The organism is Povalibacter uvarum, from assembly GCF_014202975.1.
GTDB classification, from domain to species: domain Bacteria; phylum Pseudomonadota; class Gammaproteobacteria; order Steroidobacterales; family Steroidobacteraceae; genus Steroidobacter; species Steroidobacter uvarum.
On sequence record NZ_JACHHZ010000002.1, the window covers coordinates 945,319 to 963,724 of the forward strand.

Genomic DNA, 18,406 nt, shown 5'->3' on the forward strand with positions numbered 1-18,406 from the left:
CCCGAAGGATACAACGGAAGGGAGGTTTTCACTCCTGTGGGTTCCGCGGGCGGGCTCTCGCTGGTGAGCCGGACTCCCGGCGTCATTCCCGCGCAAAAGACATGGATTCCCGCTTGCGCGGGAATGACAGCCGCCGCCCCAAGTCCGCGAAACGACTTGGCGGCCTCAGCCGCTGAGCTTCTCCATCAGGCGATCGACCTCGCTAGCGCTGCCGAGCACGACCGGCACCCGCTGGTGAATGTCCGTGGGCTGCACGTCGAGGATGCGCTGGCCGGGCCCGGACATGGCCTTGCCGCCGGCCTGCTCGACGAGGAACGCCATCGGATTGGCTTCGTACATGAGGCGCAGCTTTCCCTTCGGCGCCTTCTTCGTCGGCGGGTACATGAATACGCCGCCCTGGAGCAAGATCCGGTGAACGTCGGCCACCATCGCGCCCACGTAGCGGCTCGAGTAGCCCTGCTCCTGTGCCCAGGTCAGATAGTGCTGATAGCCCTCCGGGAAACTGAGCCGGTTGCCTTCGTTCACGGAGTAGCACTTGTTGGTCGCCGGCATCTTCAGTCCCTGCGCTACACGGATGAAAGCGCCGTAAGCAGGATCGAGCACGAACATGTCGACGCCGAGACCGATCGTGAGCACGAACACCGTCGATGAGCCGTACAGCACGTAGCCCGCCGCAACTTGTTCCGCGCCGGCCTGCAACAGCGAGCCACGTGCATCGCGCTGGCGTCGATCCTTGCGCAGGATGCTGAAGATCGTGCCCACCGAGCCGCAGACATCGAGATTGGAAGAGCCGTCGAGCGGATCGAAGAGCACGCAGTATTTGCGTTCCGCCGAGTCGTCCTCGCGCAGGATCACGGGTTCTTCGTTCTCTTCCGAAGCGACGATCGCGACGCCTTCGCGTCCGCCGAGCGTGCGCAGCAGAATCTCATTCGCGATCACATCCAGCTTCTGCTGCTGCTCGCCTTGCACGTTCTGATTGCCGACGGTGCCGAGCACATCGTCGAGCCGTGCGCGCCGCACGTGAGCGGAGATCATCTTCGCGGAAATTGCCAGCGCGGAAAGAATCCACGAGAACTGCCCGGTCGCTTCAGGATGGCGCGCCTGCTGCTGAAGGATGTGTGCCTGCAGCGTGACGATGTCGGCGGATTGAGTCGGAACGGGAGACAGGGGCGCAGCAGTCATTCGATCTATCCATGGACGGGGAGACGGTCAGGATAGCAGGGTGACGGGTCCGGATGTCCGGACAAGAACCGAGATTTTCCACGGGGCACACGGGGAGATTCCGGTGCTTGTGATATTTACGCCGCTGCAGTTTCCCGGCTGCGTCGCTGCACGCGGAAGGTTCCGGTGCGCAGCGTTTCGTACTCGCGATCCATGACGACTGTGCGATTGCGGCCGCGTTCCTTCGCGGTGTAGAGCGCTTCGTCAGCGAGCTGGATGAGGCCTTCGACGCGACGTTCCGGTTGCGGCTCGACACAGGCTGCGCCGATGCTGAACGTCACGAGCTGATTGTCCGTGAATGCCGGGTGCGCGATCGCGAGATTCGCGAGGCTGGCATGCAGTTCGCGGCACAGTTCCTCGACGCGATCGCGTCGTGTGTCGTAGAGCAGAATTGCAAACTCTTCGCCGCCGTAGCGCGCGGTGAGATCGAGCGGCCGGCGCGATGCGCGGTTGAGCACACCCGCGACCTTGACGAGACACGCATCGCCCGCCTGGTGGCCGCCGTAGTCGTTGAAAGCTTTGAAGTGATCGATGTCGATCATCAGCAGTGCGATCGGTGCGTTCGCGCGAGCAGCCTGCTGCCACATGCGGGCTGCATGCTCGTCGAACATGCGGCGGTTGTGGATGCCGGTGAGCGCATCGCGATTGAGCGACTCGCTCATGATCTGCGTCGACAGGTAACTGTGACGCACGGACTTCTGCAGCGAGTAGTGCACGGCAGCGCCGAGCGCAGCCGCGAACAACAGGATCACGAGATCGAACGTACGCTGGCCGCTGTCGAGCCCACCCAGATAGCCGCCCAGGGCGTACATCACGACCACCAGGGCCACAGTACGCACCGCCTGCGCCTGCACCATGCCGAACACGAAATAGGGGGCAAGCGTGAGCAGCGGCATCATCGCGTTCAGCGAGTAGCCCTGCCGATGCATGAATGCGTCCATCACTACGAAGCACAGTGCGTGCACCGGCAGCACCACTTGCGCGACAGGCGTGAACCAGCGCGTATATAGATGAGTATAGGTAGCGATCAGCAGCGCGATGCAGCTCGGCAACAGGACGCCGAAACGCATGAGATCGAACAGCGACTGATCCCGAGGGGCGACGAGCGCTGCACGCAGATCGCTGAACGGGCCGCCCGCCAGCATCGCGATGAGCAGGGCCGCAACGGGAATCCAGATGACGCTGCGGATGCGCGACCGCACGTTCTCGCTGTACCAGCGACGGAATTGTCCTTCGAGCGAGCCTTCGAAACGCAGCGAAGGGAAGATCCGCGAGAAGAATCGCCCGAACGCAGTGCGACGCTGCCGGACCGGTTTCGAACCGGAACGGGCGGCGGCTTTGTCGGCGTTGGGGAGGGAATCAGGCATCTTGTACGACTGCGATGCGGATCGGCAGTCATACGTTACCTTGCCCGATCATCCGGAATCCTGATTACCGTCACAGGACCGTGCGAACTGCGTCACAAAACCGACGAAGATCCGCCGATGCCACGGGCGTGTTACGTGCGGGAGCCGCAGGTTTTCCCGGACCTGGCGCAGGGGTTCCTACGGGGCTCTCAGTCGGGCGTACCCGGCCAGCAACCCGGCTGCGCTCGCCATCTCTTCGACGTCATCGAACATTGGCACGCCCGCACGCTCGATCGCGGTGAACCACGTCTGCTTCTGCTGCAAGGTTCCCATCATCGAGTGCAGCACCGGGATCGGCGCCGCATGCACCGTTCTCGCCAGCGCCTCGATCACCGGAGCGGCGTCGACCATGAACGGCACGACATGAGTCATCAGGATTGCATCGAACGCGGAGCCGGCATGCTGCAGGCTTTGCGCCAACGTCAGGCCGAATCGATCCTCGCGCGCGTCGGCAAGAAGATCGATCGGATTCGCGATCGCGGCTTCGGGTGGGAGCAGTACGCGAAGACTCTCCGCAAGCGAGTCAGGCAACGCTGCCAGTCGCAGCCCTTCGCGCTCGCATCGATCGGCGGCCAGCACGCCGGGTCCACCGCTGTTGGAAAGAATCAGCACCCGCGAACCGATCCCCTGCGGGTAGTACGCGAGCGCTTTCGCAGCGATGAGCATCTGTCGCAAGCTCTTGACGCGCACGATGCCGGCGCGTCGACAGAGCTCTTCGGCTGCGTCGTCGCTGAGCGCAGTCGAACCTGTGTGACGTTTCGCGGCTGCCGCGCCTGCGGAAGTCGTGCCGCCGATCAATCCGACGACAGGCTTGCGAGCCGTGATCGGTTGCAATGCTTCGACGAACTCGTGCGGATCGCCGACGGATTCGGCGTAGAACGCGGCGACGCTGCAATGCGAGTGACTGGCGAGCCCTGAGATGAAATCGATCAATCCCAGGTGCATGCCGTTGCCGATCGACACGACGCTGCCGACCGGGATCTGCATCGAGTGACTGCTCGCAATGACTTCCTCGGCGATGGCACCCGATTGCGATACGAACGCAACTCCAGGTCGTGTCGCATCGATGCCGCGAAACGGCAGGTCCTTGAAGAACGTGCCGGCAAAGCGCCGCCGCGGATCGAGGATGTTGATGAGGCCGGCGCAGTTCGGCCCCATGATCAGCACGTCATGCGAGGCGGCGAAAGCCCGCAGCTCAGCATCGCGCGCCTTTCCTTCCGCACCCGCCTCCTGAAAGCCGCCGGGCAGCACGAGGAAGTTGCGGTGCCCGGAAGCGACGCCTTCGCGAATCACGCCTAGGATCAGATCGGGCCTCACCGCGACGACGGCGAGATCGCACGCCGGCGCCACTTCCGCCAGCGACCGCATCGCGACCAGAGTCAGAACCTGGCCGCCTTTCGGATTGACCGGCACGACGCGTCCGTCGAATCCGCTGGCGATGAGATTCCTGAGCACGGCTCCGCCGGCACTCGTTTCGCGCTCCGCCGCGCCAGCAATGGCGACGCTGCAAGGTTGCAGGATCTGCTGCAGGCGTCCGGCATCAGGTCGCATGGGAGCGTCTCGGATTCATGTCGATACAGACTCCCCGCTCGCATCGCCCCGGTCAAATCAGATTCCGTGATGACGGGCATCGCCGCCGCCGATGGCGGTTTTCCCCGCTGTGGCAGCCTCGGGTGTGGGCTATCCTGCGCGGCGGCTCAGGCAAGGAGATCTCCCATGCGTCGACTGGCTCGATGGCTGCTGATCGGATGCGCGCTGTTCGGCTTCAATGCCTTCGCGCAGGACCCGGTGCAGGGTGTTTTCGTCAATGCGAATACCAGCCAGGAGGTCATCGACAAGGCCATCGATGCCGGCATCGAGAAGATGAACTTCATCAAGCGGCCGATTGCGCGCAGCCGTCTGAAGAAGACGAATCCGCTGTATGAGCGGATCGAGGTCGGCAACGATGGATCGCAGATCAGCGTGCGCTTCGATGCGGGCAAGCCGGTCGTGATGCCCGCGAACGGCAGCACCGTGAAATGGACTCGCGACGACGGTGAAGTGTTCGATGTCAGCGCGCTTGCGACTGGCTCGAAGCTGCAGCAGACGTTCAAAGCAGAGGACGGCCAGCGCGTGAACGAGTTCGACGTTGCAGCGGATGGCACGCTGACGCTCCGTGTCACGCTCACGAGCCCACAACTGCCGGCCCCGGTAAGGTATGTGCTGACATACAAGCGCGGCTGAGGCGACCAGTGAATGGTTCTGTCCTGACCAGTCACTATCCGCTATCCGCCATCTACTTCTCCTTCACCGGTTCGGCGCCGCGATTCACCGGTATTCATCTATCAAGACGAGACGGCCGCGAGCATGATCGGGCCAAGCAGGTCCCGTTCCGGGGGTTCCATGAGTTCTCGTTTTGTCGCCGCCGCGGCCGGGTTGTCCGCCATCGCGCTGCTGGCCGGGTGCGATCACAAGTCCGAGTTCAGTACCGGTCCCGTCCGTACCGAAACCCGCAATGTCGGTGAGTTCGATTCCATCGAGGTGAATGGTGCGACGCGACTCGAAATCACCGTCGGTGCGCCGGCGTCAGTGGTGGTCGAAGGGCGCGAACGGTTTCTCGAACGCCTGGACACCGAGGTGCACGGCGACACGCTGCGCATCAAGACACGCAAGAAGGACTGGGTGTCGATCGGCACGAGTCCGCGGCTGATCGTGAGAGTCACCCTGCCCACGCTCAAGGAACTCGAGGTCGAAGGCGGTAACGACATCGAGCTCACCGGCTTCAACGGAGGCACCACGAAGATTCGTCTGGAAGGCGCCGCCAACCTCAAGGGCTCGGGCCGCCTCGATGAGCTCAGCATTTTCATGGCCGGTGCGGGCCACGCGGATCTCGACAACATCATCGCAGGCACCGCCAACGTGACTGTCGCAGGCGTCGGCAGCGTCACGGTCCATCCGGTCGATACGCTCGACGCCCGCATGAACGGCGTAGGTGCCATCTTCTACAGCGGCAGCCCCCGCAACGTGAACACTCGAGTGAACGGCCTCGGCACCATCGGCCAGCGCGATGCCAAGCGTGCCGCGCCGGACCATGGACCGCAGGCACCTGTCGACCCCGATTCGCTCCAGCCGGAATACGACGATCGCGCGGCGGATGAGGGAAAGACGGAAGTGATCTGAGGGCTAACCGTCATTCCCGCGAAAGCGGGAATCCATCTGGACCCAAGACATGGATTCCCGCTTTCGCGGGAATGACGACCCCTCACTCATGCCAACTGCGTCAGTGTCACCGGCACTTGCCTTCGCAGCAGCACGCTCTGTGCCTGCCACTGCTCAGCAGGCTCCAGCTGCTCCAGGAAGGTCACATCGCCGCTGGCGAATACAGCGACAGGGACGCCGTCGCGGTACACCAGCCGATTCCCCGTCAGCGAGGGCAACCGCGCACCCGGCGTGAGGATGCCGATCAGATTCAGTGGATCGGCGGCCGAGAGCGAAATCAGTTCGCTGTTGCCCGGCTTGCGACGCGCTTCGCGCAGCAACCCGATCGCTTCAGGCAACGCGAACTGTTCGCCCGAGAAACCCGCAACGAATCGGCCGCCGCGGATCTCACCGCGCGCTTCCAATCGCCGCAGGCACAACAGGATCTGGCGCCACGGCGGCAGCCAGCCCGATTCGCGCTCGAGCAGTTTCCAGAACACGACGCCCCAGCGGCGCAACAGCGAGCGGCAAACGTGTTCGATCGCATCCGCTTCCAAGGCCTGAGGCGTGAGGCTCGAGGATTGAGCGGAGGCTCCGGGCTCGTGCCTCGTGCCTCGCGCCTCGTGCCGTCTCTTGACCAACGTCCATCGACCCGCATCCTGCATCCCAAAGATCGCGATCCGGCGCTTGCGTCGTGCATCGCGAGCATTCGGGCGCCGTCGGTCCGAGGGGACAAGCAACGCGCGCAGGCCGCCGAAGCTGTCGGAGTTCACGAGGCCGAGCGCAACCAGTTCACCGAGCGCATCCTCGACCTGGTTCGGCAGAAGTCCCGCACTCTCGACGATCTCGTCGAAGAACGAAGCGCCGTGCGCCTGGATGAAATCGGCGACCTGCTGGGCCTTCGGAGTGAGCTGTACGCGGTCGCTGGGTTCGACGAAGCTCGACCAGATCCGGACGTTGCGGCGAGCGAGCAGTGCGATGGGTGTCGAGCGCACTGGCGCCGCGCCGCGCTCGGAATCACCGCTGCGAGTTGCGAGCCGCGTCCACACGATTCGGCCCGCGAGGCATTGCTCGTCGAGCCATGCCGGCTCGTACTCCGCGATGCGTGCCGGCAGCACTTCGGTTTCCCATGCGCTTGCGGGAGCTTCGAAGCCCTCGAGTTGCGCGAGCACTGCGGGAACTGCGTCAGGTCCCTGCATCCGCGTTGCTGGCGTGACGCGTTGCCAATCGAACAGGAAGCGCAGGAAATCACGAGCGAGCACCGGCTCGATCTCCGCGCGCAGACGTTTGACCGTGTAGCGATGGATGCGGGCGAGAAGACGGCGATCGCACCACTGTTGCGACGCGTGACCAGTCACAGGTGACTGGTCGAACTGTCCGCGCATGGCGGTGCCCTCCGCTTCGAGGGCGAGCAGCGCGGCATCGATATCCTTCATCGACGCGCCGAGGCAATCAGCGATTTCGCGAGCCGTCGTGGGGCCGAGGCCCTCGAGCCGCCCGCGGACCACTTCGACGAACGCGTCTTCCTTCGGCCAGGATTTCGCGTATGCCGCGGGAATCGCAGCGCGTTGCGCGTCATCGAGAGAGCCCAGTGCTGCATCGAACAGCGGCAAGCGTTCGACCGCGACGAAAATGCCCGCGGCTCCGCTCGACAACCGCTCGACCCTGCGCTTCGTGATCAGCTCCTGCATCAACCCCGGCCACACCGGATTGCGCTGAGCTTCATCCGAGGTGATGAAAGTCAGCCACAACAACGCATCGTGGAGCTCGTCGACAGAGCCCGCATCGGGCCAAGCTTCCGCGCGCACGCGGGCGATGGCGTCCGGATCGAGCTTGCCGATGTCCGAAGCGGACTGAGGATCGAGCCAGCGACGACTCGCGACCGCCTGGGTGCGGCGTTCTTCCAGTGGCGCATCGTCGAGATACGCATAGGGCCGCGCGGACAGGACTTCGAGCGCGAGCGGCGATGGCTCCGTCAGATCGCGAGCTTCGACGGCGATCTCTCCGCTCAGCAACCCACGCAGCAAACGTTCGAAGCCGTCGATGTCCATGGCGTCTTCGAGGCAATCGCGCACGGTCTGCTGAACCAGCGGATGATCGGGAACTTCGATGTCACCGACGATGTTCTCGCCGCAGGCAACCTGGTCGGGGAAAACAGATGCGAGCAGATCTTCGGCATTCATGCGCGCGAGCGCGGGTGGTACTTTCTTGCCACCACGGAATCGCGGCAACGCGAGCGCGATCGAAGCATCCCACCGCCAGCGCGTCGTAAACATCGGCGCGTCGAGCAGCGCCTGGATGAGCAGTTCGCGCGCAGTGTTCGGATGCAGATAACGAGCGACATCGATGAGCTCGAAACTGTGAGCCGTCGTGAGCGACAGGATGATCGTGTCTTCCGTTGCCGCCGCCTGCAGCTCGAAGTTGAAGCTGCGGCAGAACCGCTTGCGCAGCGTCAGGCCCCATGCACGGTTGATACGATTGCCGAACGGCGAATGAATGACGAGCTGCATGCCGCCCGCTTCGTCGAAGAAGCGTTCGAAGACGATTCGCTCCTGCGTCGGCAAGCAGCCCAGGGCTGCGTGACCGGCGGCGAGATAGTCGAAGATCTGTGTGGCCGCCGGTTCTGGCAGGCCCAGCGTGTCTTCGAGCCAGGTACGGGCGGAGGCCTCGAGCCTCCGCTCAAACTCCTTCCGCAACCGCGACACTGCAACGGACAGCTCGTTCGTCCTGCCCGGTGCCTCGCCGAGCCAGAACGGAATCGACGGTGGTTCGCCGTGTGCATCCTCGACGCGCACCATGCTGCGTTCGACGCGAAGAATCCGGTAGGACTGGTTGCCGAGCTGGAAGATGTCGCCCTGCAGGCTCTCGACAGCGAAGTCCTCGTTGACCGTGCCGACGAGCGTGCCTTCCGGTTCGAGCATGACCTGGTAGTCCGCTGTGTCCGGAATCGCACCGCCGGAGGTGATCGCAGTCAGTCGCGCTCCCTTGCGGCCGCGCACGAGATGATTCACCGCATCGTGATAGATCAGCGCGCCGTGACGACCACGACGTGTCGTGTAGCCCTCGGCAAGCATCTGCAGCACGCGATCGAATACCCCGCGATCGAGATCGCGATAGGGATATGCGCGGCGGATGAGGGCGAACAATTCGTTCTCGCTGCACTCACGGGCCGCCGCTTCGGCGACGATCTGCTGCGAGAGCACGTCGATCGGACCTTCGGGAATCTTCAGGCGATCGAGCTCGCCGCGCTGGACCGCTTCGAGCAGCGCCGTGCACTCGACGAGATCGTCGCGCGACAGGGGGAACAAGCGACCTTTAGGCGTGCCGCCCACCGCGTGGCCTGATCGACCGACGCGCTGGAGGAATGCGTTGATCGAGCGGGGCGAGCTCAACTGACATACCAGGTCGACATCCCCGATATCGATACCGAGCTCGAGCGAAGCAGTGGCTACGAGCGCCTGCAGTTCGCCGCGCTTGAGCCGCTGCTCCGCATTCAGCCGCCGTTCCTTCGCGAGGCTCCCGTGATGAGCTGTGACGTTTTCTTCGCCGAGTCGTTCCGAAAGATGTCGCGCGAGTCGCTCAGCCAGCCGCCGAGTATTCACGAACACGAGCGTGCTTCGATGCTGACGAATCAGAGCCGCCAGCCGATCGTAGATCTGCGTCCACACTTCGCCCGACATCACCGCTTCGAGCGGTGCGTCGGGCAGTTCGATCGCGAGATCGCGCTGGCGGATGTGGCCGCTGTCGACGAGAGCGCAGGCAGAGGAGGCCTCGTGCCCTCCCGTAAGAAATTTCGCCACCTCCTCGATCGGCCTCTGCGTCGCCGACAACCCGATGCGCCGCAGACTGCGTCCGGTCAACGCTTCGAGCCGCTCCAGCGATACCGCAAGGTGGCTGCCGCGCTTGCTGTTCGCGACCGCGTGGATTTCGTCGACGATCACCGTGCCGACCGTCGAGAGCATCTCGCGACCCGAGGCCGAGCCGAGCAGGATGTAGAGCGACTCCGGTGTCGTGACGACGATGTGCGGCGGCTTGCGGCGCACCTGGGCGCGCTCGCTCTGCGGCGTATCGCCGGTGCGGACCCAAGAACGGATCTCGACATCGCGGATCGTGTGTTCGCCGAGGTGCGCACGAATTCCCGCGAGCGGTGCTTCGAGATTCTTGTGGATGTCGTTCGAGAGCGCCTTGAGCGGCGATACGTACACGACTCGTGTTTCGTCGGGCAATCCCCACTGGCTTCCTTCGCGCACCAGTTCGTCGATCACCGCGAGGAATGCAGCGAGCGTTTTGCCCGAGCCCGTCGGCGCGGCGATGAGTACGTGCTTTCCTGACTGAATCGCGGGCCATGCGTCGGCCTGCGCCGGCGTCGGTCCGGAGAACGTCCGATCGAACCAGGCAGCGACGGCGGGATGAAAAAGATGCGAAGTGCTCATAGGGGAAAGGCCAGCATACTCCTGCCGTCAAGCACCCAACCAGCATCGTGGCCGCGCGCGCGATTTCGCAAGAAACTGTCATGTTTCCTTTGTGCGCCGGCCCTCTCGGTGAGAGTGCTTCGGCAGCGGTAAGACACTCCCTGCAACGCGTTCGGTACCGGAAAAATCTGACAGTTTCGCGTGAAGCGCATTCGCGCACCGCTACCGATGCATGCCTATGGTGGGCTCATGTACTAGAGCCGCCGTCGCGGCCGATGCGTCACCGTGGTGCTGATCTCTTTTCATTCATCGCTCAGGTCGTGGCGAAGCGCGTTCCTGCTCGCATGCGTTCTCTGTGTGAGCGCCTGCGGCGGCGGAAGCGGTGGCCAGGATTCACCAGCAGGTGGAGAAGCATCGCAACCCACCGTACCTGCGCCATCGGGCGAAGGCGCCGGCAGTAATCCGCAGGACCCGGAGATGCCGGAGGAAGGGGGCGGCACGATTCCTCCGCCGCAACCTCCGGATGAGCCCGCGCCAGTCGATCCCGCGCCAGCCGACCCTGATGACGCCTGGCAGCCGCCGACGGATGCAGCATCGCGTGCGCGCGATGCAATGCGGTTTCTGAACCAGGCCACGTTCGGCGCAACGAAAGCCGACCTGGCGGAAGTGCAGACCATCGGATATGCGGCGTTCCTCGACAAGCAGTTCGCCCTGCCGCGCACGGGCTACAGAGGCTTCACGCATCTGCGCACGAGCGCCCCGGCCGATTGCCGTGCCGACGCGAGCGCGAAAGGAAGTCCCCAGAACATTTGCGCCCGCGATCACTACACGCTGTTCGAAGTGCAGCGGCAGTTCTTCGCGAATGCACTGACGGGCAGTGATCAGCTCCGCCAGCGCGTGGCGTTCGCGCTTTCACAGATCTTTGTCGTGTCGGGTACCGAGATCACTCACGCGGCCGCGATGGCGACATACCAGAACCTGCTGCTCGATCACGCTTTCGGCAACTACCGCGATCTGTTCGAGGCCGTCACGTTGAATCCGGCGATGGGTGCGTATCTCGACATGGTCAACAACCCGAAGGGTACGGCGTCGCGACAGGCGAATGAAAACTACGCCCGCGAATGCCTGCAGCTCTTCTCCATTGGCACTCAGATGCTCGATCGCGACGGCAGCGTGCGCATCGGTTCGAACGGTCTGCCGATCGCGGCATATGACCAGGGCGACGTCAGTGCACTCGCTCAGGTGTTCACGGGCTGGACGTTCGGGCCGATCGACGGCGCAGCGTCGCAGTGGAACAATCCCTCGAACTACATCGATCCGATGGTGGCCGTCGAGGCGCAGCACGATGTCGAGCGCAAAGTTCTGCTCAACGATGTCGTGCTGCCGGCGGGCCAGAGTGCGCAGCAGGATCTCGAGGCGGCGCTCGACGCGATCTTCGAGCATCCGAACGTGGGGCCCTTCATCGCGCAGCGACTCATTCAGCACCTGGTGACGAGCAATCCGACGCCCGGGTATGTCGCACGCGTAACGGCGACATTCGATGACAACGGCAGCGGTGTGCGAGGCGACCTGAGAGCAGTCGTCCGGGCGATCCTGCTCGATCCAGAAGCCAGAGGCAGCCGGGAAGACGAGTACGACTTCGGACGACTGAAGGATCCGGCGCTGTTCATGACGGGATTCCTGCGCGGCTTGGGAGGAACATCGGACGGCGTCTATCTGCGCGCACAGGCCTCGCTGATGGGGCAGAACATCTTCACGCCGCCCTCCGTGTTCAACTACTACTCACCGTCGAATGTCGTCCGAGGCACTCACTTGCTGGGGCCGGAGTTCGGCATCTACGACAGCAATCGCGCGCTGCTGCGCGCTGAGTTCGCCTATCAGCTGCTCTTCGCTGGCGGCGAAGAACCGCTGGATACGGTGGCGAACAGTACCGGCACGCATCTCGAGCTTACGGCAATGGCAGGGCTCGCGAACGATGCGCCGCGATTGCTCGATGAGCTCGATCAGAGATTGATGGGTCGACGCCTTTCCGCGACAGCCCGCCAGATCGTCACCAGTGCGCTCGACGCGTCCGGCGATGCTGAGAATCGTACGCGAACCGCCGCCTATTTGATCGCCGTTTCTCCGCAATTCCAGGTACAGCGATGAAGCGACGTGATTTCCTGCACGGGATCGGCATGGCGGGCGGCGCTTGTCTGTTGTCGCAACTCGGTGCGCTGCGGGCGTTTGCGGCCGGTGGCGACGGTTACAAGGCACTCGTCTGCATCTTTCTCAATGGGGGCAACGACTCGAACAATACGATCGTGCCTCTCGACGCCACGAACTACTCGCGCTACGCACAGGCTCGCGGTGTGCTCGCACTGCCGAAAGAGAATCTCGCGGGCATGGCGCTGCCGGACGGCTCGATTCCGTATGGCCTTCACCCATCGCTCGACGGACTCGTCCCAGTCTGGGAAGCAGGCCAGCTCGCCGTGCTGTTCAATGTTGGAATGCTGCAGAGGCCGCTGACCGTCGCGGAGTACAAGGCCGGAACGGACAGCAGCGTGCAGATTCCCGGACTGTTTTCGCACGCTGATCAGGTCCGGCAGTGGCAAAGCTCGAGCGCAGGCGCGTCGGGCACCACGGGTTGGGGTGGTCGTCTCATGGATGCGATTGGAAGCAGCAGCGGCGGCATGCCGGGGCTGATCTCGGTCGCCGGAGCGAGCCGCTTCGGCATGGGCGTGAAGTCGGAAGCGATCGTCGTGCCGACCTCGGGGCTGCTCGCGCTGAGCGGGGACGACGGTAGTGCTGCGTCACGGGCCCGGCTCGCCGCATGGGCGCAGTTGCACGCGATCGACAAAGACTCGCAGCTCGTTACGGCTGCGCAGGACGTCAGCGGTTTCACGCTCGAGAAGCGGGGCGTCATCAACGAAGCCCTCTCGACACCGGCGCCAGTCACGAAGGCGGCCTTCGCGGGTCTCGGCACCAGCATCGCAAAGCAGCTCGCGGTCGCTTCCAAGCTCATCGAGCATCGCTACTCGCACGGCACCCGACGTCAGGTCTTCTATGCTTCGCTCGGAGGCTTCGACACGCATGCTTCCCAGCTGGGAAAGCAAAGCTCGTTGCTGCGCGAGCTGGGGGCCGCACTGTCCGCGTTCAATACTGCGATCAACGGGATGGGCGCCGGAGCCGAAGTCACGACGTTCACGCACTCGGAGTTTTCGCGAACACTGCGCGCCAATACATCAGGCGGGACGGATCACGCGTGGGGCGGGCATCACTTCATCATGGGAGGCGCCGTGCAGGGCCGGGCCTTTCACGGAACGTTCCCGGATCTGCGATTGAAAGGACCGGACGATGCCGATTGGCTCGGCCGTTGGGTGCCGACGACTTCCGTCGATCAGTACGCCGCGACGCTTGCTCGCTGGTTTGGCGTAGCAGCACCGCAGTTGTCCGCGGTGCTGCCCAACCTGACCAACTTCACTCAGCCCACGCTAGCGATGATGCGCGACTGACCTTGTCTCAGCGCGTCGATGCTTCGCGCGGCAGCGGACGGAATCCACCGCCCAGTGCCTTGTACATCGCAAGCAGGGCCGTCGCCGTCTGGGTTTCGCTCTGCGCGAGACGATCTTCCGCTTCGAGCATCGTGCGTTCTGCATCGAGCACCGTCAGGAAGTCAGCGACGCCGCTGTCAAACCGGGCTCGCGCAAGTCGCGCTGCATCGGCGGAAGCCGTCGCGCTCGATTCGAGGTGCTGCTGTTTCACTCGCGACTTCGCGTAGTCGGTCAGGCTCGCATCCGTTTCCTCGAGTGCGCGCAGCACAGTCTGCTCATAGCGAGCGAGTGCGCCATCAGCCGCAGCTTCCTTCTGCTTGATGCGCTGGTGAACGCGGCCGAGATCGAACGCTGCCCATTGAATGCTGGGCCCGAACGCGAACGACTCGCTTGCCGCATTTCCCAGATCGCCCGAAGAGATCGCATCGAAGCCCCAGCGGCCTACGAAAGAGATGCGCGGGAACAGATCGCCGACAGCGACCCCGATCTGTGCAGTCGCACTCGCCAGTTCACGCTCCGCGAGTCGAATGTCCGGCCGCCGGCGCAGCAACGCTTCCGGAGTGCCGATGCTGTATGTCTGCGGCAATGCGGGCAGCGGCGCAGTCGTGCTCAACGAACCAAGCAAACTCTCCGGTGATTTGCCGGTGAGCACTCCGAGACGCAGGATCGAGCGAGTCACACCGGCTTCAAGATCGGGAATCGTGGCGAGCGTCGCGCTGAGCTGCGCCTGCGCCCGCGAGACGTCGAGTTGCGTTCCCCGGCCAGCATCCAGGCGGGCCTGCGTGATGCGCAGCGACTCTTCCTGGTTGGTCGAGTTGCGACGCGCGACTTCGAGACGCTGCTGTGAGCCGCGCAGGTCAAAATAGCTGCGAGCCACTTCCGCCGTCACGCTGACCTGCGTGTTGTAGAAGCCGGCCTCAGCCGCCTGAACCAATGCCGACTGGGCTTCGTAATTGCGACGGACGCGACCGAAGAAGTCGAGCTCCCAGAACGCATCGAACGAAGCCTGGTAGTAGTCCTGATCCCGATCCGCACCCGCGAACGCCTGGCGCTCGCTGACGCGTGTGTCGACGCGGCCCGCGTCGGCAGTCACCGTCGGCGCGAAGTCGAGTCTTGCTTCACCGCGAATCGCCCGCGCTTCACGAAGGTGGGTCATCGCGATCCGGATGTCGTGATTGGCGCGCAGCGCATCCTCGATGAGCCCGTTCAGCGTTTCATCGTTGAACGTCTTCCAGAAGTCCTGTTCCACGTCCGCCGCGGAGGTCCGCACATCCGAAACGCTCACGAACTGATCCGACGCCGCCACCTTCGGCTCACGATAGTCCGGCCCGACCGCGCACGCGGCGAGAATCGCCGCCGAAATCAGCACAAACGCCGTCTTCATGACTCTCTTCCCTCTCTTCTGCGGCTCGCTGCCCACAGCTCGCGGCTCATTGCTCTCTTCACGCATGTGAAACTCCCTCGACAACCGCTGCGGGCGTATGCGACTTGAGCTTCTTCTCTTTCGCCAGGGCACGCAGCAACACATAGAAGACTGGTGTCAGGAACAGGCCGAAGAACGTTACGCCCAGCATGCCGCTGAACACAGCGACACCGATTGCGTGACGCATCTCCGCGCCTGCACCCGACGAGACGACCAGCGGCACGACACCCATGATGAAAGCGATGGATGTCATGAGGATCGGACGCAGTCGCAGCCGCGCCGCCTCGAGTGCCGCAGCGACCGGCGCGACGCCGGCCAGCTCGCGATCTTTCGCGAATTCGACGATCAGGATGGCGTTCTTGCTCGCCAGCCCCACCAGCACGAAGAACGCGATCTGGGTGAAGATGTTGTTGTCGCCGCCCGAGATCCACACGCCGGCGATCGCGGACAGCAGCGCCATCGGCACGATCAGCACGATCGCGAGCGGCAGCGTCCAGCTCTCATAGAGCGCGGCGAGCACGAGGACGACCAGCAACACGCACAGCGGGAAGACGAACACGGAGCTGTTACCCGCGATCACCTCCTGGTACGTGAGATCGGTCCACTCGTACTTCACGCCGTTCGGCAGGTTCTCATCGAGGATCTTCTCCATCACGGCTTTCGCCTGGCCCGTCGAATAGCCCGGTGCCGGTCCGCCGTTGATGTCCGCCGTGAGGTAACCGTTGTAGCGGAACACACGATCCGGCCCGTAGGTCTCGGACACGCGGATGATCGAACCGAGCGGCAGCATTTCGCCGTTCTCGTTGCGCGTCTGCAGCCGCAGGATGTCTTCGGCCTTCGAGCGATACGGCGAATCCGCCTGCGCGATGACCTGGTACGTGCGGCCGAACCGATTGAAGTCGTTCACGTAGACCGAGCCGAGGTACGCCTGCAGTGTTTCGAAGACGTCGTTCAACGCTACGCCATGCTCTTTCGCCTTGACGCGATTCACGTCGGCCTGAACCTGCGGCACGCTGACCTCGTAGGTCGAGAACACGCCGGCCAGCTCAGGCGCCTGACGGGCCTTTGCCACGACAGCCTGGGTCGCGCGATAGAGCTCGTCGTAGCCGACGTCGTTGCGATCCTCGACCTGCAGCTTGAAGCCGCCGATCGTGCCGAGGCCCTGCACGGCCGGCGGCGGGAACACGACGATCTGCGCTTCCTGGATCGAGCTGAACGCGCCGTTGAGCTGGTTCGCGATGTTGAGTCCGTACTGTTCCTTCGATTCGCGCTTGTCGAAATCGTCGAGCGCGACGAACACGATCGCGGAGTTCGGGCTGTTCGTGAAGCCGGCGATGGACAGGCCCGGGAACTGCACGGTGTTCACGACACCCGGTGTCTTGAGCGCGATGTCGCTCACCTGGCGCACGACCTGCTCGGTGCGATCGAGCGACGCCGCGTTCGGCAGCTGGATCATCGTGACGAGGTACTGCTTGTCCTGAACGGGGATGAAGCCCTTCGGCACGATCTGGAACATTGCGTACGTCAGTACCAGCAGGCCCGCGAAGATGCTCATCGCGATCGACTTGTGGGCGAGCACGCCACGGACGCCGCCGACGTAGCGTTCGCCTGAGCGATCGAAGAGCCGGTTGAACCCGCGGAAGAATCCGCCGAATACGCGATTCATGCCGCGGGTCAGCGCATCGGGCTGGGCGCCATGGGGCTTGAGCAGCAGCGCCGCGAGGGCCGGGCTCAGCGTGAGCGAGTTGATCGCGGAAATGACGGTCGAGATCGCAATCGTCAGCGCGAACTGCTTGTAGAACTGCCCCGTGAGTCCCGTGATGAACGCGATCGGCGCGAACACAGCGACGAGGACCAGCGCGATCGCGATGATCGGGCCGCTCACTTCCTGCATCGCTTTGTAAGTCGCTTCGCGCGGCGACAAGCCCGCCTCGATGTTGCGCTCGACGTTCTCGACGACGACGATCGCATCGTCGACGACGATACCGATGGCCAGGACCAGGCCGAACAGCGACAGCGCGTTGATCGAGAAGCCGAACGCCAGCATCAGCGCGAACGTGCCGATGATGGAAACAGGGACAGCGAGCAACGGGATGATCGATGCGCGCCACGTCTGCAGGAACACGATCACCACGATGACGACCAGGATCAGCGCTTCCACCAGCGTTTCGATCACGGCCTTGATGGAGTCGCGCACGAAGATCGTCGGGTCGTAGACGATTTCGTACTTCACGCCCTCCGGGAAGTTCTGGCTAAGTTCCGCCATCGTCTTGCGGACGGCGTCGGAGAGCTCGAGTGCGTTCGCACCGGGCGCCTGTGAAATCGGAATCGCAACGGCCGGCTGATTGCTGAGCAGGGCGCGCAGCGAATACTGGCCGACACCGAGCTCGATGCGGGCAATGTCCTTGAGCGTCGTGACGGAGCCGTCGGGCAGCGTCTTGACGATGATGTCGCCGAATTCCTGCTCGGTGATCAGGCGGCCCGAGGTCGTGACGTTGAGCTGATAGTCGGAGTTGCCGGGATTCGGCTGCGCGCCGATCTGACCGGCCGCAACCTGCACGTTCTGTTCGCGGATCGCTTTGACGACGTCGCTCGGAATCAGTCCCCGGCTGGCGAGACGATCCGGATCGAGCCAGACGCGCATCGAGTAATCGCCCGAGCCGAAGAGACGCACGTCACCCGTGCCGGGCAGGCGCGCGAGCACATCGCGAACCTGCAGCGTTGCGTAATTGCGCAGATAGGCGGTGTCGTAGCGATTGTCCGGCGAGGTCAGGTGCACGACCATCAGCAGGTCGGGCGAGCTCTTGAGCGTCGTCACACCGAGGCGACGAACATCTTCCGGCAATCGCGGCAATGCCTGCGCAACGCGATTCTGTACCTGCACCTGCGCGCTATCGACGTTCGTGCCGAGGCGGAAGGTCACCGTGAGGATCATCGAGCCGTCGCTGGTGGCGAGCGAGGACATGTAGAGCATGTTCTCGACGCCGTTGATTTCCTGCTCGAGCGGCGCCGCGACCGTTTCGGCGATGACCTTCGGATTCGCGCCCGGATACTGGGCGCGCACCACGACCGACGGGGGCACGACTTCCGGATACTGGCTGATCGGCAGCTGCCACATGGCGATTGCGCCGACCAGGAAGATGATGATCGACAGGACCGCCGCGAAGATCGGGCGGTCGATGAAGAAGCGGGAGAGGTTCATGGGGGAAGACCAGTGACGTGTGACGGGTAACC

At 63.8% G+C, this 18,406-nt stretch carries 10 protein-coding genes; 4 read left to right on the top strand and 6 right to left on the bottom strand.

The window, feature by feature from the left end; translation table 11 throughout:
• Nucleotides 1-165: 165 nt before the first annotated feature.
• From fbp to HNQ60_RS10460, 3 genes are all read right to left on the bottom strand, one after another.
• Nucleotides 166-1,182, bottom strand: a complete 1,017-nt coding sequence (gene fbp / locus HNQ60_RS10450; RefSeq protein ID WP_184331380.1) for a class 1 fructose-bisphosphatase — start codon at nt 1,180-1,182, stop codon at nt 166-168.
• A gap of 116 nt (nt 1,183-1,298) precedes the next feature.
• Complete coding sequence (locus HNQ60_RS10455) at nt 1,299-2,588, bottom strand: GGDEF domain-containing protein (RefSeq protein WP_184331382.1); 1,290 nt, start codon at nt 2,586-2,588, stop codon at nt 1,299-1,301.
• Between the two features lie 177 nt (nt 2,589-2,765).
• Nucleotides 2,766-4,178, bottom strand: a complete 1,413-nt coding sequence (locus HNQ60_RS10460; RefSeq protein WP_184331384.1) for a CoA-binding protein — start codon at nt 4,176-4,178, stop codon at nt 2,766-2,768.
• 165 nt (nt 4,179-4,343) lie between these two features.
• Here HNQ60_RS10460 and HNQ60_RS10465 point away from each other — a divergent pair, with 165 nt between their 5' ends.
• Together HNQ60_RS10465 and HNQ60_RS10470 are read left to right on the top strand one after the other, a co-directional pair.
• Nucleotides 4,344-4,850, top strand: a complete 507-nt coding sequence (locus HNQ60_RS10465; RefSeq protein ID WP_184331386.1) for a hypothetical protein — start codon at nt 4,344-4,346, stop codon at nt 4,848-4,850.
• A 159-nt stretch (nt 4,851-5,009) separates the two neighbouring features.
• Complete coding sequence (locus HNQ60_RS10470; RefSeq protein ID WP_184331388.1) at nt 5,010-5,786, top strand: head GIN domain-containing protein; 777 nt, start codon at nt 5,010-5,012, stop codon at nt 5,784-5,786.
• A gap of 86 nt (nt 5,787-5,872) precedes the next feature.
• On the opposite strand, the gene HNQ60_RS10475 is transcribed toward HNQ60_RS10470, so the two are convergent.
• On the bottom strand, nt 5,873-10,237 hold the full coding sequence (locus tag HNQ60_RS10475) for a DEAD/DEAH box helicase (RefSeq protein WP_184331390.1): 4,365 nt from the start codon (nt 10,235-10,237) through the stop codon (nt 5,873-5,875).
• A 456-nt stretch (nt 10,238-10,693) separates the two neighbouring features.
• Here HNQ60_RS10475 and HNQ60_RS10480 point away from each other — a divergent pair, with 456 nt between their 5' ends.
• Nucleotides 10,694-12,364: a DUF1800 domain-containing protein gene (locus tag HNQ60_RS10480; protein ID WP_184331392.1), complete on the top strand. Its 1,671-nt coding sequence runs from the start codon at nt 10,694-10,696 to the stop codon at nt 12,362-12,364.
• Nucleotides 12,361-13,710 (top strand): DUF1501 domain-containing protein, encoded by a 1,350-nt coding sequence (locus HNQ60_RS10485; RefSeq protein WP_184331394.1) that lies wholly within the window; start codon nt 12,361-12,363, stop codon nt 13,708-13,710. Before HNQ60_RS10480 ends, HNQ60_RS10485 begins: the two co-directional genes overlap by 4 nt.
• A 7-nt stretch (nt 13,711-13,717) precedes the next feature.
• On the opposite strand, the gene HNQ60_RS10490 is transcribed toward HNQ60_RS10485, so the two are convergent.
• Nucleotides 13,718-15,133 carry an efflux transporter outer membrane subunit gene (locus HNQ60_RS10490; protein ID WP_184331396.1) on the bottom strand — a complete coding sequence of 472 codons (1,416 nt, stop codon included), beginning with the start codon at nt 15,131-15,133 and terminating at the stop codon, nt 13,718-13,720.
• Between the two features lie 58 nt (nt 15,134-15,191).
• Nucleotides 15,192-18,374 (bottom strand): efflux RND transporter permease subunit, encoded by a 3,183-nt coding sequence (locus HNQ60_RS10495; RefSeq protein WP_184331397.1) that lies wholly within the window; start codon nt 18,372-18,374, stop codon nt 15,192-15,194.
• Nucleotides 18,375-18,406: the final 32 nt, after the last annotated feature.

Bases quoted from the DNA above. Each gene is read 5' to 3' on its own strand.
- fbp (WP_184331380.1), bottom strand. From the start codon at position 1,182: ATGACTGCTGCGCCCCTGTCTCCCGTTCCGACTCAATCCGCCGACATC.
- HNQ60_RS10455 (WP_184331382.1), bottom strand. From the start codon at position 2,588: ATGCCTGATTCCCTCCCCAACGCCGACAAAGCCGCCGCCCGTTCCGGT.
- HNQ60_RS10460 (WP_184331384.1), bottom strand. From the start codon at position 4,178: ATGCGACCTGATGCCGGACGCCTGCAGCAGATCCTGCAACCTTGCAGC.
- HNQ60_RS10465 (WP_184331386.1), top strand. From the start codon at position 4,344: ATGCGTCGACTGGCTCGATGGCTGCTGATCGGATGCGCGCTGTTCGGC.
- HNQ60_RS10470 (WP_184331388.1), top strand. From the start codon at position 5,010: ATGAGTTCTCGTTTTGTCGCCGCCGCGGCCGGGTTGTCCGCCATCGCG.
- HNQ60_RS10475 (WP_184331390.1), bottom strand. From the start codon at position 10,237: ATGAGCACTTCGCATCTTTTTCATCCCGCCGTCGCTGCCTGGTTCGAT.
- HNQ60_RS10480 (WP_184331392.1), top strand. From the start codon at position 10,694: ATGCCGGAGGAAGGGGGCGGCACGATTCCTCCGCCGCAACCTCCGGAT.
- HNQ60_RS10485 (WP_184331394.1), top strand. From the start codon at position 12,361: ATGAAGCGACGTGATTTCCTGCACGGGATCGGCATGGCGGGCGGCGCT.
- HNQ60_RS10490 (WP_184331396.1), bottom strand. From the start codon at position 15,133: ATGAAGACGGCGTTTGTGCTGATTTCGGCGGCGATTCTCGCCGCGTGC.
- HNQ60_RS10495 (WP_184331397.1), bottom strand. From the start codon at position 18,374: ATGAACCTCTCCCGCTTCTTCATCGACCGCCCGATCTTCGCGGCGGTC.